Source organism: Nautilia sp. (genome assembly GCF_053994455.1).
Window position 1 is genome coordinate 17,892 of record NZ_JBMYAU010000060.1, and the last position, 22,474, is coordinate 40,365.

General features: G+C 40.0%; 22 protein-coding genes. 13 read left to right on the top strand and 9 right to left on the bottom strand.

The genetic code is table 11. The features are described from left to right. Window positions 1-16 precede the first annotated feature (16 nt). Together ACXJIE_RS04370 and ACXJIE_RS04375 are read right to left on the bottom strand one after the other, a co-directional pair. On the bottom strand, window positions 17-1,264 hold the full coding sequence (locus ACXJIE_RS04370; RefSeq protein ID WP_456479754.1) for an MFS transporter: 1,248 nt from the start codon (window positions 1,262-1,264) through the stop codon (window positions 17-19). Between the two features lie 9 nt (window positions 1,265-1,273). Further along, window positions 1,274-2,047, bottom strand: a complete 774-nt coding sequence (locus ACXJIE_RS04375) for a histidinol-phosphatase (RefSeq protein ID WP_456479755.1) — start codon at window positions 2,045-2,047, stop codon at window positions 1,274-1,276. A gap of 54 nt (window positions 2,048-2,101) precedes the next feature. Here ACXJIE_RS04375 and ACXJIE_RS04380 point away from each other — a divergent pair, with 54 nt between their 5' ends. From ACXJIE_RS04380 to waaA, 10 genes are all read left to right on the top strand, one after another. Then, the gene (locus ACXJIE_RS04380) at window positions 2,102-2,752 is read left to right on the top strand and encodes a hypothetical protein (protein ID WP_456479756.1); all 651 of its coding nucleotides are present in this window, start codon (window positions 2,102-2,104) and stop codon (window positions 2,750-2,752) included. Further along, window positions 2,753-4,039, top strand: a complete 1,287-nt coding sequence (locus ACXJIE_RS04385) for a U32 family peptidase (RefSeq protein ID WP_456479757.1) — start codon at window positions 2,753-2,755, stop codon at window positions 4,037-4,039. A 9-nt stretch (window positions 4,040-4,048) separates the two neighbouring features. Beyond that, the gene (purE, locus tag ACXJIE_RS04390) at window positions 4,049-4,546 is read left to right on the top strand and encodes a 5-(carboxyamino)imidazole ribonucleotide mutase (RefSeq protein ID WP_456479758.1); all 498 of its coding nucleotides are present in this window, start codon (window positions 4,049-4,051) and stop codon (window positions 4,544-4,546) included. Next, window positions 4,546-5,034 carry a DUF3972 domain-containing protein gene (locus ACXJIE_RS04395; RefSeq protein ID WP_456479759.1) on the top strand — a complete coding sequence of 163 codons (489 nt, stop codon included), beginning with the start codon at window positions 4,546-4,548 and terminating at the stop codon, window positions 5,032-5,034. The genes purE and ACXJIE_RS04395 overlap by 1 nt, the downstream gene beginning before the upstream one ends. Continuing rightward, entirely contained in the window at window positions 5,034-5,273 is a 240-nt protein-coding gene (locus ACXJIE_RS04400; RefSeq protein ID WP_456479760.1) for a glutaredoxin family protein, read from the top strand. The genes ACXJIE_RS04395 and ACXJIE_RS04400 overlap by 1 nt, the downstream gene beginning before the upstream one ends. Then, entirely contained in the window at window positions 5,270-6,127 is an 858-nt protein-coding gene (locus ACXJIE_RS04405; protein WP_456479761.1) for a damage-control phosphatase ARMT1 family protein, read from the top strand. Before ACXJIE_RS04400 ends, ACXJIE_RS04405 begins: the two co-directional genes overlap by 4 nt. 61 nt (window positions 6,128-6,188) lie before the next feature. Beyond that, window positions 6,189-7,031 carry a glycine--tRNA ligase subunit alpha gene (glyQ, locus tag ACXJIE_RS04410; RefSeq protein ID WP_456479762.1) on the top strand — a complete coding sequence of 281 codons (843 nt, stop codon included), beginning with the start codon at window positions 6,189-6,191 and terminating at the stop codon, window positions 7,029-7,031. Between the two features lie 19 nt (window positions 7,032-7,050). Next, entirely contained in the window at window positions 7,051-7,770 is a 720-nt protein-coding gene (locus tag ACXJIE_RS04415) for a Nif3-like dinuclear metal center hexameric protein (RefSeq protein WP_456479763.1), read from the top strand. A gap of 157 nt (window positions 7,771-7,927) precedes the next feature. Continuing rightward, window positions 7,928-8,653 carry a zinc ribbon domain-containing protein gene (locus ACXJIE_RS04420; protein WP_456479764.1) on the top strand — a complete coding sequence of 242 codons (726 nt, stop codon included), beginning with the start codon at window positions 7,928-7,930 and terminating at the stop codon, window positions 8,651-8,653. A 10-nt stretch (window positions 8,654-8,663) separates the two neighbouring features. Next, window positions 8,664-9,806: a lipid IV(A) 3-deoxy-D-manno-octulosonic acid transferase gene (gene waaA, locus ACXJIE_RS04425; RefSeq protein WP_456479765.1), complete on the top strand. Its 1,143-nt coding sequence runs from the start codon at window positions 8,664-8,666 to the stop codon at window positions 9,804-9,806. On the opposite strand, the gene ACXJIE_RS04430 is transcribed toward waaA, so the two are convergent. After that, entirely contained in the window at window positions 9,784-10,209 is a 426-nt protein-coding gene (locus tag ACXJIE_RS04430; RefSeq protein ID WP_456479766.1) for a hypothetical protein, read from the bottom strand. The two genes, waaA and ACXJIE_RS04430, sit on opposite strands and share 23 nt — an antisense overlap. A gap of 70 nt (window positions 10,210-10,279) precedes the next feature. Here ACXJIE_RS04430 and ACXJIE_RS04435 point away from each other — a divergent pair, with 70 nt between their 5' ends. From ACXJIE_RS04435 to ACXJIE_RS04445, 3 genes are read left to right on the top strand one after another with little or no spacing between them, the layout of a single operon-like run. Then, complete coding sequence (locus tag ACXJIE_RS04435; RefSeq protein ID WP_456479774.1) at window positions 10,280-10,582, top strand: DUF167 domain-containing protein; 303 nt, start codon at window positions 10,280-10,282, stop codon at window positions 10,580-10,582. Continuing rightward, window positions 10,557-12,209, top strand: coding sequence for a DNA polymerase/3'-5' exonuclease PolX (locus ACXJIE_RS04440; RefSeq protein ID WP_456479767.1), 1,653 nt, complete (start codon window positions 10,557-10,559; stop codon window positions 12,207-12,209). Before ACXJIE_RS04435 ends, ACXJIE_RS04440 begins: the two co-directional genes overlap by 26 nt. Beyond that, window positions 12,191-13,495: a transporter substrate-binding domain-containing diguanylate cyclase gene (locus ACXJIE_RS04445; RefSeq protein ID WP_456479768.1), complete on the top strand. Its 1,305-nt coding sequence runs from the start codon at window positions 12,191-12,193 to the stop codon at window positions 13,493-13,495. Before ACXJIE_RS04440 ends, ACXJIE_RS04445 begins: the two co-directional genes overlap by 19 nt. Here the strand turns inward: ACXJIE_RS04445 and ACXJIE_RS04450 are convergent. Genes ACXJIE_RS04450 through ACXJIE_RS04475 form a run of 6 tightly spaced genes read right to left on the bottom strand, consistent with a single transcriptional unit; the run spans window position 13,485 to window position 22,451 of the window. Further along, window positions 13,485-15,260 (bottom strand): motility associated factor glycosyltransferase family protein, encoded by a 1,776-nt coding sequence (locus ACXJIE_RS04450; RefSeq protein ID WP_456479769.1) that lies wholly within the window; start codon window positions 15,258-15,260, stop codon window positions 13,485-13,487. The two genes, ACXJIE_RS04445 and ACXJIE_RS04450, sit on opposite strands and share 11 nt — an antisense overlap. Before the next feature lie 43 nt (window positions 15,261-15,303). Next, window positions 15,304-17,931, bottom strand: coding sequence for a flagellar hook-basal body complex protein (locus ACXJIE_RS04455; RefSeq protein ID WP_456479770.1), 2,628 nt, complete (start codon window positions 17,929-17,931; stop codon window positions 15,304-15,306). 55 nt (window positions 17,932-17,986) lie between these two features. Next, window positions 17,987-19,921 (bottom strand): flagellar hook-basal body complex protein, encoded by a 1,935-nt coding sequence (locus ACXJIE_RS04460; RefSeq protein WP_456479771.1) that lies wholly within the window; start codon window positions 19,919-19,921, stop codon window positions 17,987-17,989. 16 nt (window positions 19,922-19,937) lie between these two features. Beyond that, entirely contained in the window at window positions 19,938-20,609 is a 672-nt protein-coding gene (locus ACXJIE_RS04465) for a flagellar hook capping FlgD N-terminal domain-containing protein (protein WP_456479772.1), read from the bottom strand. A gap of 40 nt (window positions 20,610-20,649) precedes the next feature. Then, window positions 20,650-21,885 carry a flagellar hook-length control protein FliK gene (gene fliK, locus ACXJIE_RS04470; protein ID WP_456479773.1) on the bottom strand — a complete coding sequence of 412 codons (1,236 nt, stop codon included), beginning with the start codon at window positions 21,883-21,885 and terminating at the stop codon, window positions 20,650-20,652. A gap of 50 nt (window positions 21,886-21,935) precedes the next feature. Continuing rightward, a complete protein-coding gene (locus tag ACXJIE_RS04475) occupies window positions 21,936-22,451 on the bottom strand; it encodes a methyl-accepting chemotaxis protein (RefSeq protein WP_456479775.1) in 516 nt (171 codons plus the stop codon). Window positions 22,452-22,474: the final 23 nt, after the last annotated feature.

A 22,474-nucleotide genomic window follows, 5' to 3' on the forward strand; every position in this document is an offset into this window, starting at 1 on the left:
AAGGCGTTCCGGAAACTCAGGAATGGAAGTATCTTACTATTAAAACCCCGTTTTTTTCATAAAAATCGTAAACGTTTTTTTCCGTTTTCAGTTCCTGTATGAAGCTGTCGTCGTAATTTTCATACGTAACCGTTTTCAGGTTTGAAAGCGGTTTCATTTTTATCAGCAAGAACGTCCAGAAAAGTCCTATGGCGACGGATATGGCCAAAAACGCGCCTAACAGGTTGTGATGGACGAAATATCCCGCGCTCGCACCACCTAAGAATATACCGATATACTGTATTGTATTAGATGTTGAGAGGGCCGTGGCTTTTTCGTGCGCCCTTGCTATTTTGCTTACAAAACTCTGAAGAACGGGCTCAAGAAGGTTAAACCCGAAAAAGAATACGATAACCGCGAGGAAATATGTATATCTGTTGCCTATTAAAAACAGTACGAGAGAAAGCGTAATCGCAACGGCGCTCATTACGAATACGGCCTTTGCCTTCTGTTTTTTTTCGGCGAGTATGGCCCCTAAGGGGAGTGCGAATATACCTAAAACAAGGGCAGGAATGTATACTTTCCACAGTTCGGTTTTGTCCCAGTGCAGTTTTGAGGTGAATATGATCGGGGTTAGCATAAAAAATACGGTCATAAGCCCTTTTTGCAAAAATCCGCTTAAGAAAAGTTTTAACAGTTCCTTATGGGTGAGAATCTCTTTTAATGAAGAGTGGGGCTGATGATGAACGATTTTCGGCGGGTTTGGGATTTTGGCGATTACCAGCCATATTGAAAACAGCGCCAGAAAAGCCGTTAACACAAACAGTTTGTCAACGCCCCAGTTTGCACCGATAGTCGGGCCTAAAATCATTGACAGCGCAAAACTTAACGCTATAAACTGCCCCATTCTCGCAAAAGCCTTAGCTCTTGTGTTTTCATCGGTAAGATCGGCGATATATGCAAGAATTACCCCTCCGATGGCCCCGGCTCCCTGCAGCAGACGTCCGAATATAAGGATATAAATGTTGGTGGAAAAAGCGCACACCAGGCTGCCGAGCGCCAGTAAGGTAAGTCCGAAAATAAGGATTTTTTTCTTGTCGAATTTGTCCGCAGCCTTTCCGAAAGGAATCTGTAAAAAAACCTGAGACAGGGCATACGCGCCAAGAGCGATACCCACGTTAAAAGCATTGGCGCCTTGCAGTTTCATAGCATAAAGCGCCAAAAGCGGCATTACTATGAAAAGACCGAAAAACCTTATTGCCATAAGTAAACTTAGGTATATCATAACTCTCCTTTAAATTTTTACTTTTATTTTCCGTTTTTTTTCAAAATACACCGCTTCGGTGAAACCCATGTTTTTCGCTTTCTGCACCGTTTCTTTAAGCATATATCCCACCTGTTCGGGAGAGTGGGCGTCGCTTGAGAATGTGATATCGATGTTTTCTTCAAGAATCATTTCTAAAATATCATCTCCCGGATAAATTTCGTTAACGGGTTTTCTAAGTCCCGCAGTGTTTATTTCAACTGCCATACCGGCTTTTTTAATAGCCTTTATTGCGTTTTTTATTATATCTTTCACCGGTTTTTTCGGTTTGTGGCCGAATACTTTTACCAGGTCGATATGTCCAACGATATTGAAAAATTTTGAATTTGCCATTTTTTCTATCAGGTAAAAATATTCCTTGTACACATCATCGACGTTTCTGTTTTTCCACTCTTTTATGAATTCAGGATTGTCAAAACCCCAGTTGTCGAGAAAATGGACGCTTCCTATCAAATAATCGACGTTTCTTTTTAAAACCCTTTCGTCCACTTCGGGGGTGAAATCCACTTCGTATCCGAGCAGAATCTTTATATTATCATATTTTTGTGAAAGCGATGTTATTTTTTTTTCGTATTTTTCCATTTCCTCGAACTCCATTCTGTAAGCGGGGTCGAATTTCATAGGGGCGTGATCGGCAAAACCGTAGACGTTTATTCCTTTTTCAACGGCTTTTTCAATGTACTCTTCAGGTTCTCCTTTCGCGTGTTTGCAAAGAGGTGTGTGATTATGCAAATCTATCAGCATTTTTTGCCTTTTTAAATGAAATTATATATAATTAATCAAAAAAAGAGGTGAGCTATGACCCAGGAAGAGTTGGACGCTTTAATGGAGGGCGGTGTCGATTCGCTGGAAGATGAAATTTCACAGGCGGATCAGGATACGGAAAACGGAGGGGGGCCGGAAAAGGAAGTTTTGCCTCCGCCGGCGGATGAAAAGCACAAGGTTGTAGCCCAGCTGGACGAAGTTACGAAAGAGAGTGAGGAAAAAGCCACACAGATTCTGGATATTATGGACAGAATATCCGTTTCGATGTCCGATACCGTCGAAGAGCTGGGGGATGTACTTAAATTTTTGGAGCATGAAAAGGAACTTTTTACGAAACTGACAAACAGTTTTCCCCATATTAAAACGTTCAAAGACGAACTTGACAGAATAAACGAAATGATGGAAAAGGTTAAAAAGGCGATTGAATCGGGGGAAGCGGCGCAGGATGACATTATGACGGCGATGGATATTATGCAGTACCAGGACATTCACCGTCAGAAGATAGAAAGGGTTATCAATATTATGAGGGCTTTAATTAAATATATGAATAAACTTTTCGAGGGTAAAATAGACGACAACGAAAGGGTGCGAAGCGCAACGCACATACAGGGCGACGAAAGCGAGGAACTTGTCAACGACGAAGACATAGAAGCGTTGATTGCACAGTTCGGGGGAGCTAAATAGATGAAAAAAGTCGAACTGCTTTCGCCCGCTGGCGATTTTGAAAAACTTAAAATCGCAATAGCCTACGGAGCGGACGCCGTATACGCGGGGGTTAGCCATTTTTCTCTCAGATGCCACAGCGGAAAAGAGTTTAATTACGAAAATTTTGCCGAGGCGGTAAAGTACGCCCATGACAGGAATGTAAAAGTCTATGCAACGGTGAACTCTTTTCCTTTTGAAAATCAGCTTTCTTTAGTCGAGGAACATATTAAAAAACTTAAAGAAATCGGTGTTGATGCCATGATTATTTCTTCTTTGGGGGTTTTGATGAAAGCGAGGGAAACAGCCCCTGAGATTGAAATACACCTTTCAACCCAAGCCAACGCCCTTAATTCCTGGGATTATGCGGCATACAGGGATTTGGGAGTTAAAAGGATTATCGCCGCAAGGGAAAGTACGCTTAAGGATTTGCAAAGAATAAAAGAAAAAGTACCCGACGTTGAAATAGAGGTGTTTGTTCACGGAGCTATGTGCTTCGCATACAGCGGACGGTGTCTTTTAAGCGCGGTGCAGTTCGGAAGAAACCCCAATAAGGGAAGCTGTGCGAACGACTGCCGCTATCCGTATGTTTTATACGCCGAAAACCCTGAAACGGGAATGATGTTTAAACTTGAAGAGTACCCTGAAGACGGTACGTATATTATGAATGCGAAAGATTTGTGCCTTATCGAGCATATTCCGGAAATTTTAAAAAGCGGCGTAATCGATTCGGTTAAAATAGAAGGAAGGACCAAAGCGCCTTATTACGTGGGTGTGGTTACGAAAGCGTACCGGGAGGCTCTCGATTCTTTTTATGAAGGCAGGGAGTTTGACAGGGAATATTTTATGAATGAAATACTAACTACAAAAAACAGGGGTCTTACGGATGCTTATCTTGTAAAAAGACCTTATGAAAGACACGACACCCAAAACCTTGAAACATCCCTCACACACGGGGAATGGCAGGTAAGCGGCATTGTTAACGAGGACGGTGAGACATTTATGTGCAAATATAAAACGTTTCCGGGTGACACTGTTGAAATTCTGGCTCCGAAAAATGCTAAAATTTCACCTGTGAAAAACGAAATAGGTGAAATTTGGCATGAAAACGGAAAATGGAAGCTTAAATTTAATAAAATAGAAACGGTTTACGGGAAAGTTTTAAAAGCCGTACACAGCGGAAATTTAAACCCTATCAAGCTGCCGGCGAAATTGCCGTATTTGACGTTTTTGAGAAAAAAAGTCAAATTTAGTCCAAACGGGATATAAGGAGAGTTTATGAGATTCGTATCAATACTTATGGGAAGCAAAAGCGATTATGAAATAATGAGGGAAGCCGTTAAAATTTTTGAAAAATTTCAAATTCCTTACGAGCTTATAATTACTTCGGCGCACAGAACGCCCGATAGAACCCATTCATATGTAAAAGAAGCCGAAGAGAGGGGATGCAAGGTGTTTATATGCGGTGCGGGAATGGCCGCACATCTTGCGGGCGTTGTGGCGTCTTTGACAACAAGACCTGTTATAGGGGTGCCTATGCCGACCGGAATGATGGACGGTCTTGACGCCCTTCTTTCAACCGTCCAGATGCCGGGGGGAATGCCTGTGGCGACTCTTGCCGTGGGCAAGGCCGGGGCTAAAAACGCCGCTTATCTCGCACTTCAGATTCTTGCGAACAATGATGACGAACTGAAAGCGAAATTAGAAGAAGACAGAATAGCCGGGGCTAAAAAAGTGGAAATGGATTCGAAAGAAGTGGAAGTAAGAATAGACTGATGCAGACATGGCTTACTATCGACGAATTTTCACGTTTAAGCGGCAAAAGCAGGAAGGAAATTTTAAAGGCGTGCAGGGAAAAAGAGCTTAAATGCAAAAAAAGCGAAGGGGTTGTCTACATAGAAATGGAATCCCTTGCTAATTCCCTGATACCGGTGGAAGATGTAGAAATAATAAATGAAAACGAAGGTCTGATTCAAAAAACCATTACGACGCTTTTGACGCTGCACGAAAAAGTGCTTATGAGCAAAGACGAAACGATAGAGGCTTTAAAAGAGGAAAACGAATTTTTAAAAAATTCCGTTTATTCCATCCAGGAAATTTATGAAAATTCCCAGGAAACGATTAAAAAGCTGCAAAGACAGCTTGAAATATGTCAAGAAGAGCTTGAATTTTGCCGAAGGAAATACAAACTGATGTGGGGCAAGGTTCTGAAAAAAAGCGAAGAAGACGAAATTAACGACAAAAACGGTAAAAAGGAGGGTTGATGAGCGCTAAAAGGGTTGTGCTTTTTACGGCTCCGGGATGTGTGTGGTGCACTAAAGCGGAGCAGTTTTTTAAAAAAAACAAAGTAAAATACAGAAAAATAGATATATCAAAGGATAGAAAAGCCGCAAAAGACTGTGAAAGACACGGCTGCAGGGGGGTTCCCGTCATACTTGTGGGAAGCAGATGGGTTTGCGGTTTTAACGAACCCGTAATAAAAAGGGAGCTCGGAATTAAATGAATATAAGCAGGGAGTGTTATTTATGCATATATAAGCAGACGCTTAATATTACGAAAAAATTAGGACTTGACGAACATTCGGCCGCCGAAATTTTAAGAGGGGTGGGGGGAATTCTTTCTAAATACGGCTTAAACGTGACTCCTCCTGAAATCGCGGCGGAAGTTTATGAGTTCATATCTTTCGAAACGGGGGTAAGAGATCCTTTTGCCGAGGAAAAAAAAGAATCCGTCAAAGAAGCTTTGAAATTTAAGAAATTTTTAGAACAAAAACTCTCTTCTTGTGAAGAAAGGGTTTACAACGCGTGTAAAATTGCGGTTGCGGGAAACGTTATAGATTTGGGAGTTAACCATACTTATGATTTACAAAAAGAGATTGATAGTATATTCGAAATAGAATTTTTCCGAAACGATTACGGATTGTTCAAAGAAAAATTAAAAAAAGTAAAAAATATCGTGTACCTTGCGGACAATGCGGGTGAAAACGTTTTTGACGAAATTCTGATAAGAGAACTCAGAAGATTCACTTCGGAAATATATTATTTCACAAGGGGAAAGCCGATAATAAACGATGTAACCGTTGACGACCTCAAAGGTCTTGAAATAAATTCTCTCGCCGAAATTGTGGACAGCGGTGTTAAAACACCCGGGTTTCATCTTAAGTTTGCAAACGAAAAGGCGAAAAAACTTTTTTTTGACGCCGATATGGTAATAAGCAAAGGAATGGGGAATTTCGAGTGTCTGTTCGGGGAATGCGGCAGGGATGTTTTTTACCTTTTTAAAGTGAAATGCGAGGTTGTGGCGAGGGAAATAAAAGCGAAAATAGGGGAATACGTATTAATGAAGGGCGATAAATAAAAAACTAATTGATACGGGATTGTTTTTTGTAAAAAAACGGGATTAAAATAAAGGAGCATAAATGTATTTCAGCGATTTATTATTAAAACTTCAGGAGTTTTGGAAAGAAAAAGGGTGTAATATCGTAATGCCGTACGATTTTCCGAGCGGGGCCGGGACGTTTCACCCCGCAACGCTTCTCAGAAGCCTTGACAAGGGGCCTTGGAACGTGGCGTATGTGGCGCCGAGCCGCCGTCCAACGGACGGTAGATACGGTGAAAACCCGAACAGACTCGGGAGCTATTACCAGTTTCAGGTTATTATGAAACCGAGTCCCGACAATATTCAGGAAATGTATCTCGAAAGTCTCGAATATCTCGGGCTTAACCTGAAAGAACACGACGTACGGTTCGTGGAGGACAACTGGGAATCCCCGACACTCGGAGCGTGGGGGCTCGGATGGGAAGTATGGCTTGACGGAATGGAAGTTACGCAGTTTACCTATTTTCAGCAGGTAGGGGGACTTAAAACGTTCCCGGTACCCGTTGAAATCACGTACGGGACCGAAAGACTTGCGATGTATCTTCAGGGTGTCGATAATGTATATGATATCAAATGGAACGAAAATACAACTTACGGGGATATGCATAAAAGAAGCGAATTCGAGTTTTCGAAATACAACTTTGAGATTGCAAACGTCGAAATGCTTTTTAGGTGGTTTGAAGACGCAAGGGAAGAAGCGAAAAGATGCATTGAAGCCAAATTGCCTTTGCCTGCGTATGATTACACTATTTTTGCTTCTCACATATTTAACGTCCTTGATGCGAGAAAAGCCATCTCTCAGACCGAGAGGCAAAACTATATTTTAAAAATACGCGAACTTGCAAAAGGTGTGGCCGAAACATACGTTGGAATTGAGAATTGAGAATGGAGAATGGAGAATTATGAAACTAAAAAAAATATATGATGTTTTAAATGAGATAAGTCCGTTTGAATTGCAAGAAGAGTGGGATAATAGCGGGCTTTTGGTCGGCAGTTTTGACGACGAGATAGAAAAAATATACATCACGCTCGATTTGGACGAAGAAATTATAGAAAATGCGGATGAAAATTCTTTAATAATCGCCCATCATCCTCTTATTTTCAAACCTCTTAAAAACGTTGTACCCACTTCTTTTTCGACGAAGCTTTTAGTCGGGCTTATTCGAAAAAACATCTCTTTTATAGCGATGCATACGAATTTTGACAAAACTCATTTGAATAAATATGTAGCCGAAAACGTGCTGGGGCTTGATGGTGAAAGTACCGATTTTGTTTATACCGCAAAAATCGACAAACCTTTTGACGAATTTGCCGAATTTATAAAAAACAGACTGGAAATAAAATGTTTAAAGACCGTAAAATGTCACGATTTTATTAAAAACGTCTCTATTACCACCGGTGCGGGAATGTCCCTTCTTCCTTTTGTAAAAACGGATCTTTTTTTGACCGGCGATATAAAATACCATGAAGCGATGGATGCGAAAATCAGGGGAGTTTCCCTTATGGATATAGGACATTTTGAGAGCGAAAAGTTTTTCGTAGACGCATTGTACGGGGATATTAAGGATTTAGGCGTTGAAATAATTAAAACGAATTCGAAAAACCCGTTTTTATACGAATGAAAAAAATGGGAAAAGAGGGTAAAAATATCGGTTGGATAGTTTTTTTCTTTTTCTATTCGATGGCTGCGAATAAATTGGCTTGGATATCGGTACCGTTTTGTGTCGGATGATTTTCCATTGAATAAATATGTTATAATTTCATCAAAAAAGGCCTGAAATGAACAAATTTCTTGAGCAGCTTATAGAACTTAACAGACTTGAAAGAAAATTAAAGGAACTTGAGCCGGTGGAGGCCGGTATAAAAGCGCCTTTAATAAAGCTTGAAAACCAGAAAAACCTTCTTGAAGAGAGGCTTGAAAAGCTGGAGGAGGAGATAAAAAATATTAAATTAAAAAGAGGTAAAAACGAACTTTTAATAGCCGAACTCAAAGACAAACTCCAGAATATAGAGGAAAAACAGGCAAAAGTAAAAAGTGAAAAAGAGTTTAAAGCCCTTCAGATAGAAGAGGAACTCGCAAGAGAACAAATCGAGGTTGCAAACGAGGAGATAGCGAAGTTTGAAAAGCAGCTTGAAAACAAAGAGGAAGAAAAAAAATCACTTAAGGACGAAATAGAAAAAATAGAAGCGGAAATAACCATATTGAGTATGGATGTTACTAAAAAACTCGAAACGGTTGAAAAACAAAAAGAGGCTATTTACAAGGCGAAAGAAGAACTGATTACGAAAATGAGCCCTAAAATTTATGCGTTTTACGAAAAAATAAAAAGATGGGCGGGAATAACGGCTGTTACCCCCGTTAAAAAACAGGCCTGCAGCGGATGCAATATGAAAATAAACGATAAAATTTTTTCCGAAGTCATAAAGGGCGAGGAAATAGTAACATGTCCTCACTGCGGAAGGGTGCTTTACATAGAAGAAGAGGATAAAATAAACGAAAAATAAACGGCCGAGAGTGAAATCCGATAAAATTTTTTTTATTTTTTATTTTTTTACAGTTTTTTTTATATATTTAATTTCTTTGCCTTTTTTAATTTTTCTCTCTTTTAAATCCAAATACCGAAAATCTGTGCCTGCAAGATTTTTTCTTGTAAAAAACCCTCCTTTTAAAGAAAAAAGATACTGGTTTCATTCCTGTTCTCTTGGTGAGACGAAAGCCTTAAAACCCGTTATAGAAAGATTTGAAAAAATAAATTTAAGCGTGGTGACTAATACCGGTTATGAGGAAGCCCGTAAATATCAAAATGCCGATGTAAGGTTTCTGCCGTTTGAAATTTTTCTGCCGTTTTGGATAAAACCGTGCAAAACACTTGTGGTTATGGAAGCGGAACTTTGGTATATGCTTTTTTACATTGCTAAAAAAAGGTGTAAAAAAACGGTTCTTTTAAATGCGAGGATAAGCGAGAAAAGTTATCCTAAATACCTGAAATTCAGATGGTTTTACGAAAAAATTTTCAAAAACATAGACTTAGTTCTCGCCCAGAGCCCCGAAGACAAAAAACGCCTCGAATCTCTCGGGGCTGAAAACGTGATAAGTGTCGGCAATGTAAAAACTTATTTCAATCCCCGCATAAACACCTGTTATATAAAAAAGAAACCTTTGCTCGTTGTAGCCTCAACACATCAAAACGAAGAGGAGATAATTTTAAAAAACCTCGATTTAAAGCGGTTTCAGATTGCGGTTGTGCCGAGACATCCGGAAAGGTTCGACGAAGTTTACGAAACAATGAAAAAATACGGAGAGGTTGAACGCATAAGCGAAAAATGTAAAACGGGCAAATGCGTGCTTGAAGGGGATTTGATACTGATAGACAAAATGGGGGAGCTGATAAATCTGTATGCCGTCTGCGACGCTGTTATATTAGGAGGCAGTTTTGTCGATAACGTCGGGGGGCACAATCCGGTGGAAGCGGCGTATTTCAACAAACCCATAATAAGCGGACGTTATTTTTTCAATCAGAAGGCACTGTATAAGGAAGTGGAAAACATTGTTGTGTGCAAACCAGAAGAGATAAGGGAGAAAATACAAAATTTAAAATCTACGAAGATTAAAAACAGTGTGGATCCTGAATATATCATTCGTTTAATTTGCGAATGAGATCCGGTATGTTCATATATTTTGTGTAGCCTTTTAAAGTATCTGACACCCGTGGGTTTAACATTATTTCCCTTGCGGCTATCGTGCCTAAAACGTTAAAGCTTTTACTCAGGCCGTCAGGTTCGTGTTTAATTACCATGGAAGCTTCTTTTTTACAGTCTTTTGTTAAAAGTCTTTCTATAAGGGCTGCTATTTTTTTATTGTAGTTTTCTATGATTTTAGGTGTTACGTTTGAGAGAGATTTTAACTCCGGATATTGTGAAAGAACGACAAACATCCATTTTGCAAGCAGTATCCTGTCGTTTACTGAAGTTTTTCTTATAAGACAGTATGAAAGCTTTTGTGTGTATGTCTGGGCGGAAAGGATGCTTAATATTGAAAGCAGTATTAGGATTTTTTTCATTTAAACTCCTTTAACATTTGATTAATTATAACAGATTATATGGTAAAATAAAAAGAAGTATAAAAGGGGTATAATGTATGAGATAAAAAACGGACAGGTTTACATTTACGTAAAAGCGCAGCCGAATTCCTCGAAAAACAAAATAGCCGGCATATACGGGGATAGTTTGAAAATAAACGTAAAAGCGCCGGCGGTGGAGGGTGCTGCTAACAAAGAGCTTGTAAAATTCGTAGCTAAGGAGTTTAAAGTTCCGAAAAGTCAAATTTCCTTAAAGGGCGAAACAAGCAAAAAAAAGGTTCTGATACTTCCTTACAGCGAAAGTGTTATTAAAAAATTAGAGGAAATATATGGCAACGAACAAACAGATAGCTGAAATTTTGTCTAAAACCGCCGATTTGCTCGAAATAAAAGGGGAAAACCCTTTTAAAGTGAGGGCTTACAGAAATGCCGCGAGAATCGTAGAAAACTCGGCGAAGGATTTTGACGCCCTTGTAAAAAAAGGGTTTGATTTGACAAAACTTCCGGGAATAGGGCATGATCTGAGCGAATATATTAAAGAGATAGTTCATACGGGTGAATTTCACAAGTTAAAAGAACTTCAAAAAGAGATACCTTCTTCGCTCACGGAGCTTCTGAGTATAGAAGGTTTAGGTCCTAAAAGGGTGAAACTGTTGTACGAAACGCTCGGGGTCAAAAGTATGGAGGATTTGAAAAAATACGCTCTTAGCGGAAAACTTAGGCAGCTGCCCGGATTCGGTCCTAAACTGATTGAAAAGATTTTAAAGGGAGTCAAACAGCTGAAGAAAGCCGGAATAAGGTTTTTATGGGCGGAAATAGAGCCCGTTGCAAATGAAATTAAAGAATATCTTTTGCGTTTTGAAGGTGTGGAAACGGTTGAAATAGCCGGCAGTTTCAGACGTAAAAAAGAGAGTGTAGGGGATTTGGACATACTTGTTATAGCTAAGGATTATTATAAGGTAAGCGAATATTTCGTAAAATTTTACAGGGTGAAAGAGGTTTATTCAAAAGGGCTGACGCGTTCCACGGTGTTTTTGGACAACGGTTTACAGATTGATCTTAGGGCCGTAACGAAAGAAAGTTACGGGGCTGCCCTGCACTATTTCACCGGTTCGAAGGCCCATAATATAGAAATAAGAAAACTTGCCCAGCAAAAAGGTTTGAAAATAAACGAATACGGGGTGTTTGAAGGAAATAAAAAAATCGCCTCTTTAAAAGAGGAGGACGTATATAAAAGTGTGGGGCTGGAATATATCGAACCTGAACTCAGGGAAAACAGGGGGGAAATACAAGCGTCTATGAAACACGCACTGCCCGTTCTTGTGTGCGAAAAAGATCTAAAAGGGCTTATGTGCCGTATAGATGATATTTCCGAAAGCGAAGCCGTAATTGAAAGTTTTTTTGAGGCCGGATACGAGTATGTAATTGCCAATTTTTTTAAAAACGACGAAATATTGAAAAACATAACGTCCTTAAGGAAAAAATTTGAACATTTGAAGGTTTTGTTCGCCCTTACTCTTCCCGTATCGAAAAAAGAGGATCTTTTTTTAAATTCGAAGATTTCGGAGTCTTTCGATTTTGTTACGGCGGAGATACAAAACGGAAATATTTCCAAAAACGCTCTGACTTCGTTATATGAGCGAGTAATAAAAACGCCTTATGTAAAAATGGTTATGAGGCCTTCCCTTAGAAGGGTTTTGAAAAGCGACGGAATTGATCTCGACTGGGATTTTGTTTTTGAAAAGGCGCGTAAACACGGTGTGGCGATGGATATATGTTCGCAACCGGAATATATGGATTTAAGCGATGTTTTAATAAAAAGGGCGGTCGAAAAAAACGTAGATTTATGTATTAGCGCTTTTAAACCGTCGCAAGCCGTTTACGGGCTTAACCAGGCCAGGAGGGGGTGGTGCGAAGCGGAGAAACTGTTAAATTCGAGAAATTATGAAAGGATGAAAAGATTTTGGCGAGAAGGTTTGTAATCACGTTTTTGTTTGTTTTTAATTTTTTATATGCGGGTCATGAGGAAATGGTTGTCGTAACTAACAAATGGGAACCGTTTACGATGGTTGCCAACGGCAAATTAAAGGGTATAGGGATAGATTTTTGGAAACTGGTTGCAAAAAAAGCCGGCATTAAATACAAATTTAAAATTGTGGACAAATGGAGCAAGGTTTTGGAAAGTATAAAAGAAGGAAACGCTTCTTTGACCGTAAGTACCGGAATGACGGAGGACAGGGAGGATTATGCCGTTTTTTCCAAACCTTATGTGACGTATCCCCTCGTGTTGGCAACTAAAAACGATATCGGTTTTATTTTCGACATCAACTTTTTAAGAAATAAAAAAATAGCTATAGGGAAATGTTATACGGCTGAAAAACTGATGATGAAAAAGTATCCTTTTTTAAAATACGTTTATACTGAATCCGTTGACGAGGCGCTTGATCTGGTGAAAAACGGAGAGGTTTTTGCGGCTGTCGACATATTGCCCGTTATCGCATACAAAATAAACAGATACGAATACTATAATTTAAAAATTTCGGGTCAGATTCCCATTAATTTCAATGTAAGGTTTATGATTTCGAAAAAACACGGATATCTTCTTGAAAAAATCAACAAAGCGATAGATTCAATTTCTTTTTCCGAAAAGGAGAAGATTTACGGCAAATACATAAGTCCGGTTAAAAAAGTAGTGTTCAGCTCCAACGAGCTTCTGTTTTATTTTTTGATTTTTTTCAGTTTCGTAATTATTATACTTCTTTGGATATACAGTTTAAAAATTGAACTTCTGACCCTTAAACGCGACCCTACCGACTATAATGCCGACTGTGACAGGTTGACGGGTCTTTTCAGCCGTAAAAAAATAGAAGATATAATATTCCAAAAACAGAAAAACGAGGAAAAATTTTCCGTTATAATGTTCGACATTAACGAATTTAAAAACATAAACAGATTTTACGGGCACCATTTCGGGGATATTGCTTTGCTGGAGCTGGTGTCTGTGGTGAAATCCTCTCTTAAAAAGGAAGATGTTTTAGGCAGATACGCCGGAGGCACCTTTGTAATAATTACACATGATGCGGACGGTGTATGCGAATATGCCGAGAAAATTTATGAACTTATAAGGGGGTTTGAATTCAGTACCGTAAACCGTCTGGAATGCAGTTTTGCAGTTTATAAAAACGCGGAAAACAAAGAGGATGTGTTAAAAAACATTTATAAAACCCTCAGGGAGAATAAAAACAAAAATTTAAAATTTACGTGTTGATTTTTTCGATGTGCTTTTGGAAAGCGTTTAAGTGTTTTGCCGCCGTTTTTTTTAAAACTGCGGCGTTTTTGATATCTGTTTTGTGTGAAAGTATATACAAATTGTTTAAAATGTGAGAGAGGGAGCCCCTTAATAGCGTGTATTCTTTGGGATTAGTTTTTAGAAATCTGTCGAATGCGTTGTCTATAAAATCAATCAGTCCGGTGAGTTCTTTATAGTTTTTTACCGGTTTTTGCAGCACGTTTTTTACCGGTTTTATAAGATGATGTAAATCGGGAAGGGAGGGTTTTTTGTTATATGCGTTAAAACAGCTTTTTATTTCTTTTATAACGTTTTTTTTGTCTATTCGGGGCAGGGTTTTGTATTTTAAGGGTACGGTGTTTTTTATGTATGCTCCGTCGCTTAGGTTGTATACGTTAAGCCCTTTTATTCGGATGAGGTTTTCAATGTTTTGTTTTGAGGATAGGTAAAGGGAATCGGTGTATATGTCGTTGCTGAAATTGCCTTTAATTTTTATTCCGTTTTGTTCGGTGTCGTTGCGGCTGTCGTAAAAACTTCCGCTTGCGTGTTTTTTCATATTTAGCCTGAATCCGAGATCCATTCCGCACAGATAGATTTCCTTTGTAAAATTAGCCGCAAACGCCACCCCCGCATTTCCGACAAGCGGGGAGGAACCGCTCAGAATGTGGTTTTCGGAAAAACTGAATCCTTCCCTGTTGTACATAAACGAGGTTTTAGCAAGGTCGAAAACTCTTTTATCCACAACGTTTGAACCGACGAAAATACCGTTGTATTCCGGAAGCGTGTCTTTTAGTGTTTCCGCAAGCAGGTCTATTCTTTCCTGTTCTATGTGAAAATCGCTTTCAATACCGGCTTTTAAGAGAGGTTTTAATGCCGTGCCCACACTTATTAAAATCATCGAATCGATATTTTTTTTGATAAACGGTATGTTTTGTTCCAGGCTTTTCCCGTTTGCCGCTATGCAAAAGGGGACGTTTAAATCCTTTGTTTGTGATAAAACCGGATATTTGTCGTATATGTCCAGGTAGTTTTTTATTCCTTTTATTTCGTCTTCGTATGTGCCCCATCCCCTTAATTTTGAAACCCTTATTTCTTCGAATTTGCTTAAGGCGTCGTTTATAAGCGGGTGATTGTATGTTTTAAGCGTCAGGGTTAAAAAAGAAGATGTTATTTTCCGTTCGTAATAAAATTTTTCTATTGCATGATAGTCGATTTTTCCGCCGATCCACAGAAAAAACCTGCCGTTGAGTTTTTCGTATATTTTTTCATAATCCACGAAGTATAAACTTATTGCAAAAAATTCGGGATTGGGTTCGTATACGAAAAGAGACTGAAATTCGAAATTTTCCGCTAATATTTGGAGGTGCTTGCCGGCTAACAGCCCGAATACCGCCGTTGTGGGGAGAAAATTTTTGTCGAAATAAAAACCTTCGGTGTAATTATTGAAAGAGGAGGCTTTTTTTATAAGGCTGTTGATTGCTTTTCCGGTGATAAAAAATTTATCTTCCCACAAAGAAGGGGTTATGTAAAAGAATTTTTTTTCCCACAGGGGATTGTGTGTGGGGTAAAAAGAGAGTTTTTTGGAATCTTCGGTTATTGACGTTTTATATATTTTTTTCCCGTTTTTAGCGTATATGTTGTCGTTTTTTATATAGTGCTCTTTTGGGGCGGTTTTTATTTTTTCATAAAGGTGAGGAAGGTTTTTGTATAAAAAATTTATGTTTTTTTTAAACAGTTCTTGCATGTTTTCTCCGCTAAAAATCTTTGATTTTTAGCGAATTATAACATTATTGTTTTAATTGCAAGAGCGTGTTTAACATCTGATCCGAGGTTGTTATCGTTTTGGAATTGGCCTGAAATCCCCTTTGGATTATGATAAGCTGCGTTAAACTTCTGCTTAAATCCACATTGCTCATTTCAAGCGAACTCGGCTGTATGCTTCCCCTTCCCCCTGTTCCCGCCGTGCCTATAATAGGCTCTCCGGAGTTAGGTGAAGAGTTAAACAGTGTGCCTCCGTCGCTCATAAGACCTTCGTTGTTTACAAATTTCGCAAGGGCCACCTGCGCAAGGGAATAACTTCTTCCGTTGCTGAACACGCCTATAATCGTTCCCGTCTGATCCACTACAAGGCTTTGGAGATCCCCTCCCGGGTAACCGTCCTGTGTCTGACCGCTTGTTGAACTCGGCGCTTCGAATGAAGTAATGCCGTCAAACCCGCCGATTTCTCCGAAATCGAGCTGAATAGCCTGCCCGGGCTGGGAGCCGTTGTTGGCATTTAGAATAAGAGAAGGCGGGTTAAAAGAATTTACGCTTCCGTCGGGGTTGAACGTAATATTTCCGCTTGCCGGGTACATAAGTTCGGCGGGTGCGGGAACTTCTGCATACCAGTCCCATTTGGTGGGGTCGCTCGGGCCTGTGGAGGTGTGTGTTTTTCTGAAATGAAGGGTCAGTGTATGTTTGCTGCCTAAAGAGTCAAAAACGTCTATGCTTGTAGTGTGAATTGCTGCGTTCATAGCCTGTGTCATTCCAACCCCGCCGCTTGCAAGGCTTCCGTTAAGAGATGAGAACGCTTCGGTAAAAAGTTTATTGTCCTGTTCGCTCGGGTATCCGCTTATACTGATATTGAACATACTTCCGGAGGTGTTTTCTATACTGAGCTTTCCGTCGCTGTTTACGGTAACCGTCGCTTTTGATTTATTGACCGCATACTGGTTTCCGGTTGGGTCGTTGCTGTCGCCAATGGCCATCTGCCACAGATATGTCAAATCCTGTATGTCGTGAAAATAGTACGTGTCTTTTTTGTAAAGCGGATCACTTGCGCTGCCGCTGCCGAGTTTGCTTATTATACTGTCAAACTGGGCAGTTGCCCCGGTTGGTGCTTTTCCGGTTGAGTCATCGTATGCATGTGCGGAAGTGATGTTTGCGGTTCCGGTTTCTTTGAACTGTCCGGTGGTCGGGTCGAAAGAAATGGTTATGTTAAAACTGTCCTGTGCGAATTTACTGTTAAGTTCGCAGCAGAGCTGGTCTATAGTGTTAAAATCCTCTCCGTAAAGAAGCGGTGAGTATGTTTTGCTTCTTGTTCCTGTAGAATCTGTGACGGTAAATTCAAGAGTGTTGTGTGAGACAATATTGAAATTGGAATCTCTGCTTATGCTTAACCCTGCTGATATTTTTCCGTCGGCGTCGGCATATAGCCAGTGGAGTCCTTCCGTCGAATCCGCTTTTGTAGCCGCCCCAACATAATTGCCTGTCGTTGTTGTGCACGAGTGTGCATTTGCCGTTAAGGGGTCGGGGGTGTATATGAATTTTCTCGTTTCATAAAGTCCGTCTATGTTGACGCTGAGCCCCTGTCCTTTTTCAAGATTGAATGCGTCCCCGTTCGAATTGAAAAGTTCTCCTACGTCGTCCGCCCCTATGAAACCGTTTTGTATGGATTTGAAGTTTCCGGAATAGTTTCCTACATTAAGTTCGCTTAAAATGTCGTTTAATACGGTGTTTGTGGGAGAGGAGATGTTGTCTATTCTGTTTGTCTGATCCACAATCTGTCCGTTGCCGTTTAAAAACACGGAATAATCGCTGTATCTTTCGTCAGTGTTTATAGGGGCGCCGTTTAAATCGTGGGTTACCTGGTAGTTTATTTCGTCAATCAGATCTTTTAACGTTTTAAAGGTGTTGTCATGGTCGTTTTGGCTTTCTCCGTATACGAAGGTTACGGTTTTTTTGTTTCCGTCTAAGTCCGTAATGTCCATACTCACTTTGTCTATGCCGGGAGTCAGTGAGATTTCCGTTCCTTTTGCGTCAAAAAGCCCGTTAATGTCGGCATCCGGTTCGACCGTTGAACGTGTGCCGCCCATTTCGCTTATCGTGTCGCCGCTGTTCAGGTTTGCTTTTATCTGGATTTTACTTGTTTCTTTGGCGGGGGTTGTAAGTCCCGGGGGGATCGATATAGGTTTAACACCGCTTGCGGTGTCTATCGTGTGGGTGTCCGGATCGGCAAGCCAGCCTTGGACCACGTAACCGTTCGGATCTACGAAATTTCCGTTGGCGTCGAATGTAAAGTCACCGGCTCTTGTATATTTGTAAGTTTTTCCCCCGTCACCGCTGACAACGAAAAAGCCGTCTCCGTTTATCGCCATGTCCGTATTTTTATCCGTATTTTGTATACTTCCCTGTTTATACATGGTTTCGACTGCGCTTACGCTTGTACCGAGCCCTATCTGAAGGGAGTTTTTACCCCCTAAATTTCCCTGAGGCGCCGTTGCGCTTTTTACCGTCTGGCTTAAAAGGTTTTGGAAATTGGTACGGCTGTATTTGAAACCGACCGTATTTACGTTGGCTATATTGTTGGCTTCCACGTCCATTGCGATTTGATGAGCGTTAAGTCCGCTTACCCCGCTCCATAAGCTTCTCATCATAATGATATCCTTTTTTTAATTGTTTTTGTTTTAATAAGCAAAAATTATTCCCTTTTTAGGCTTTTTTCATATCTATTGCCCTTTGTATCATCTGGTCGCTTGTCGTTACCGTTTTTGCGGCGGAGGAAAAGGCTTTTTGAGTTATAATCAATTCTGTCATAGCCTGCGAAAAGTCTACGTTTGAGGCTTCGAGCGCCCCGGAGTTAATTACGACCTCGCTTATGTAATTTCCGTTTTCGTCCGTATATAAAAACGCCTGATTTGAATTGTCGGTGCTTTTAAAAATGTTTTCGCCTAAACTTTCAAGCCCCTGAGGGTTTTGAAAATGATATACGGGAATCTGTCCGAGTGTTACCGTCTGTCCGTTTGAAAAAACGGCCTCTATTTTTCCGTCCGTTAATATCTGGTAATTTTCAAGTCCGCCTTTTTCTATACCGTTTTGGGTGTATGAGTAGTTGGTTGTAGTATCGTTTTTGTCAAAAGACGTTAAATTGAATTTCAGCGTTATGTTTTGGGGCGATGTTATTGTAACCGTTTCGGGCGAAATAAGCTCTCCCGCATCGTTGAAAACCAGTTCGAATGTTTTGGAAAAAATATTATTCGAAGACGGGTCCGTTATATTTAAATTTGCGCTCCAGACGGTCTGATCGTTTAAGACTTTCTGTTTTGTAAAACTAATCGAAAGGTTGTCGATTTGTGAATCGGCTTGAATAATGTTTCCTCCGAAATTCTGTGTATTCGTTAAGAATGCGAAACTTTTGTTGCTTGTTTGGGGAAAAATTTCCCCGCTTAAAGATTTGAAATTGTTCATAAAAGCCTCGTTTGTGTTTTCGGTGTTTAAGGCGTAAGTGTAAACGGGCAGGTCCGTGTTGTTTTGTATGTTTATTTTTCCGTCTTCGTCAAGGTAAACGTCAGTTTCGCCGGGATATGCGGTATCGGCAAGGTTTTGCAAAATATCGTCGAGATTTTTAACGGTTGAAAATTCGTATTTGTCCGAAGGAGAAGGGCTGTAATACAGTTTTGCGGCCGCGGTGTTTTGGGCGTTGTCGTTGTTTGAGATTATAATAAGCTGTTTTGGATCCGATATTTTGATGCCTTTATCGGTTTTTTCGGTTAGAATACCTGCGTTTTCAAGGGCGTTTTGCAGTGCGTTTTGAATGTCTGTTTTTGTGGAACCGTCCGGAAGGTTTACGTATATCCGTTTACCGTTTACCGTAAAGTCGTATATTACGTTTTGAGAATCTTTGACATCGTCGTTTATACAGAGTTCCGTGGAAATAAGATTATTTTCGTATGTGATTTGGTTTCCGAAACCGAAAATGAAAGAATCGTTTTGTCTTACTTTTAAATCTTCTCCGTCTTTTGAATAGAGTGCGCTAAAATCGATGTTTTCACTTGCGGGGCTTATGGTCGTTATCTGTTCGGAATTGTTTAAATTGGCGGTTAATGTGGCTTCACTTGTGGGAAGTGCCGGTAAAACAACGTTGTTGGGCAGTGAAATGGGGCTCATCTGTGTATTTGCATTTATGAGAACCGATGTATTTACGTCTCTGTTTATAAAATAAGAACCGTCGCTGTTTTTTACCAGGTTTTCCGCGTTTGCCACTAAAAGGCGGTTTCCGTTTCCGTCCGTAAGGTATCCGTTTGCGTCCCTTGTAAAAGAACCTGTCCTCGTGTAATAGGTTTGGCCGTCGCCGCCGCTTAAAGCAAACCAACCCTTTCCGTTAATCGCGAGATCAAAAGGGTTGTCTGTGTTTATCAGGCTTCCCTGAGAGAGGTTTATTGCACTTGAAGACAATGTGCTTCCTGCACCGAAATCCGAGGAAGCGGCTTTATTTATGCTGAGCATATCGGAAAAAAGAGTGGAAAATTCCGGAATCTGTTCTTTATAACCCGCCGTATTTATGTTTGCAATGTTGTTTCCCCATATATCTATTCCGTCCTGGAAACTTTTCAGCCCGCTTATACCGTTATAAAAAGAGGTTGTCATTTTAAACCTTTGTTTTTTAGTCCTGCCATTCGTAAATTTCCTGAATTTCACTGAAAGGAAGATAGTTGCTTCCTAATTTGGCATAAGGTACCCCGTTTTCGAATCTTACGGATTCTATCGGATAAGCTCCGAGAGTCGTCGTTTCCTCTTTGCCTTCGGGGGTGGTGTATTCGGCTGTGACTTCATATGAATCGCTCGGAACCCTCTCCCCGTTGTCTCCTATTAAATCCCAGTCGAAATTTAAAACGCCTTTCGTATGTGCTTCAAGAGGGAATGTTTTTACAACGTTTCCGTTTTTATCTTTTATTATTACGTTTCCGCTTGTTATGTCGTCTCCGAAACACAAATCGAAATTAACGCTGTCGTCACTGTCTGTGACGTTTATGTATCTGTATCCGGTGTCCGCCATTTTTCCTATTGCGTTTAAAGTACTGAACTGACTTGTGGTGGAAAGCACGTTGGAGAGGTTATCAAGTGATTTTTGCATATTTTCGTTCATTTCCATGGTGGAAAGGTATGCGGTCTGTTCGAGCATTTTGTCCGTATCCATCGGATCCGTCGGATCCTGCATCTGAAGCTCGGAGAGAAAAAGCTGCATAAACGCGTCTTTGTCCAACTGCGAATCGGGATTATAAACATAATCGCTGCTTGAAGTGGTGGTTGTGTTTGTCACGCTTGTAACCGCCATAATGACCCTTTTTTAATTAAGCAGCAATAACCGTTCCGGTTTAAGCGTAATGATAAGGGATTTCTATTATCAGTTCTTCGGGTTCCTCTTTTGAATTTGAAAATTTCTGATTTTGCTGATATTCCCTGTTTCCTTTTTGCTGGTTCGAATTGAAACTCATATTTACGTCCGCAAACCCCATGTTAATCAGGTTTTGGCGCAGTTCCTGCTGCTGGGTGTGGAATATGTTCAAAGCCGTGCTGTTGGAGTTAATCTGTATCTGAAGGTTTTCCCCCCGGTGGATTATAGTCACCTCCACTTTGCCGAGTTCTTTCGGATGTAGCTCCATTGAAAGCTTTGAAAGAGGCGGTTTGTAGTTTTCTATCGCGTTTTTTAAGTCGGTTGCGAATTTCTGAATTGACTGTTTGGCTTTTTTTACCGTAATTTTCAGCTGTGTAATGTTGGAGGCTACAAACTGCGGGTTTTTGTGTTCTACGTTATGTTTTGTTCCGGTTTTCGGAGCTGTTTTTTCTTTTTCTTTTTCGGTTTTGTTCTCTTTTCGGCCTTGAAGCAGGGTTGAAATGATTTCTCCCGCCGTTTCGTTTTTTTTGTTTACGGGCTGTTTTGTAAAAAAGTGTTTTTCATTTAGCGTTACTTTCGGTTTTGGGGGTTTTATTTTTATACCTGTATCTGTTTCTTGTTGTTTGTACGTTTTTGTTTTTTTTTCGTGCTTTATTATAATTTTTGAAAGGTTAAGCTGTTTTTTTTCGGCTTCGGTTATCAGCCCTTTTAAGGTGGTTGTGTTTTTTATATCTTTTAAATCGGAGTTTTTAATATTTTGCATATTTTTGGAAGAGACGATTATTTTTTTTGTGATTTCCAGAATTTTTTGTTCCCGGGGGGGAGGTATTTCGATTTTGCCGTTTTTTATGTTTTCAAAAAAGTCTTCTAACGTTTTTTCTTCGTTTTTATGTTCGGGTACTGTTTCGGATATAAACTCCTGAATGTTTTTGACGAATGAAAAATGTTTCACTTCTTTGCTCTTTTTTTGTTTTGTCGGTGCCGGTTCGGTAGGAAGTTTTTCCGTTTCGGGATGTTTTTCAAGTTCTGTTTTTAAGTTTTTAACGCTTTTTTCGTCAATTTTGAAGCTTTTGAAAATTTCTTTTAACTTGTCCGGTTCGTTTTTAAATTCGTTTATTATTTCACTTAAAAAATCACCGCTTTTGGAAGAGTTCTTTTTAGCGGTGGGAGTTTCCTTTACATCCAAAGATAACAGTAAAGATTCGATAAGAGACATTTTGCCGGACCTTTTTAAAAAGCCCAGCAAAAAATATTCCGCTTTATGCGTCAGATTTTAAATTTTTTGCTTTCGTTGCTCAAATCGGTAATTATGGCTTTTAACCTGTGTGATATGTTTTGGAGCTTTTCAGCAACTTTTTCAGAAATTTCGCTCTCCTGTATAAGTCCGTCCACCGCTTCTATAAGGAATTTTACATTAGTGCTGATTTTGGTTGTTTCATCAAGCGCCTGTCGGGAGATTTCAATCGTTTTTCCGAGGGAATTTTTGGTTTCGTCCGTTTTATTGATAAGTTCGTTTGTTTTATCCGAAAGGTTTATAAATTCCTGCGTGTTGTTTTCAATCTCTTTTTGTGTTTCCAAAATACCCTGTACTATTATATTTATAGCCGCATCTATTTCGCTGAGGCTTTTTTGTGTCCTTTCGGCGAGTTTTCTGACTTCATCCGCCACTACCGCAAAACCTCTTCCGTGTTCTCCCGCCCTTGCCGCTTCAATGGCCGCGTTTAAGGCGAGCAGGTTTGTCTGGTCGGCTATTTCTTTTATTATGTTGATAATGTCTTTTATCTGGTTGGACTGATCGGCAAGTG

Excerpts from the sequence above, each read along its gene's own strand:
- ACXJIE_RS04460 (WP_456479771.1), bottom strand. The coding sequence starts at position 19,921 with ATGACAACCTCTTTTTATAACGGTATAAGCGGGCTGAAAAGTTTCCAG.
- ACXJIE_RS04375 (WP_456479755.1), bottom strand. The coding sequence starts at position 2,047 with ATGCTGATAGATTTGCATAATCACACACCTCTTTGCAAACACGCGAAA.
- ACXJIE_RS04430 (WP_456479766.1), bottom strand. The coding sequence starts at position 10,209 with ATGAAAAAAATCCTAATACTGCTTTCAATATTAAGCATCCTTTCCGCC.
- ACXJIE_RS04415 (WP_456479763.1), top strand. The coding sequence starts at position 7,051 with ATGAAACTAAAAAAAATATATGATGTTTTAAATGAGATAAGTCCGTTT.
- ACXJIE_RS04455 (WP_456479770.1), bottom strand. The coding sequence starts at position 17,931 with ATGATGAGAAGCTTATGGAGCGGGGTAAGCGGACTTAACGCTCATCAA.
- ACXJIE_RS04405 (WP_456479761.1), top strand. The coding sequence starts at position 5,270 with ATGAATATAAGCAGGGAGTGTTATTTATGCATATATAAGCAGACGCTT.
- ACXJIE_RS04385 (WP_456479757.1), top strand. The coding sequence starts at position 2,753 with ATGAAAAAAGTCGAACTGCTTTCGCCCGCTGGCGATTTTGAAAAACTT.
- ACXJIE_RS04370 (WP_456479754.1), bottom strand. The coding sequence starts at position 1,264 with ATGATATACCTAAGTTTACTTATGGCAATAAGGTTTTTCGGTCTTTTC.
- ACXJIE_RS04380 (WP_456479756.1), top strand. The coding sequence starts at position 2,102 with ATGACCCAGGAAGAGTTGGACGCTTTAATGGAGGGCGGTGTCGATTCG.
- ACXJIE_RS04465 (WP_456479772.1), bottom strand. The coding sequence starts at position 20,609 with ATGGCGGTTACAAGCGTGACAAACACAACCACCACTTCAAGCAGCGAT.
- ACXJIE_RS04400 (WP_456479760.1), top strand. The coding sequence starts at position 5,034 with ATGAGCGCTAAAAGGGTTGTGCTTTTTACGGCTCCGGGATGTGTGTGG.
- ACXJIE_RS04440 (WP_456479767.1), top strand. The coding sequence starts at position 10,557 with ATGGCAACGAACAAACAGATAGCTGAAATTTTGTCTAAAACCGCCGAT.
- ACXJIE_RS04395 (WP_456479759.1), top strand. The coding sequence starts at position 4,546 with ATGCAGACATGGCTTACTATCGACGAATTTTCACGTTTAAGCGGCAAA.
- fliK (WP_456479773.1), bottom strand. The coding sequence starts at position 21,885 with ATGTCTCTTATCGAATCTTTACTGTTATCTTTGGATGTAAAGGAAACT.
- glyQ (WP_456479762.1), top strand. The coding sequence starts at position 6,189 with ATGTATTTCAGCGATTTATTATTAAAACTTCAGGAGTTTTGGAAAGAA.
- ACXJIE_RS04450 (WP_456479769.1), bottom strand. The coding sequence starts at position 15,260 with ATGCAAGAACTGTTTAAAAAAAACATAAATTTTTTATACAAAAACCTT.
- purE (WP_456479758.1), top strand. The coding sequence starts at position 4,049 with ATGAGATTCGTATCAATACTTATGGGAAGCAAAAGCGATTATGAAATA.
- ACXJIE_RS04420 (WP_456479764.1), top strand. The coding sequence starts at position 7,928 with ATGAACAAATTTCTTGAGCAGCTTATAGAACTTAACAGACTTGAAAGA.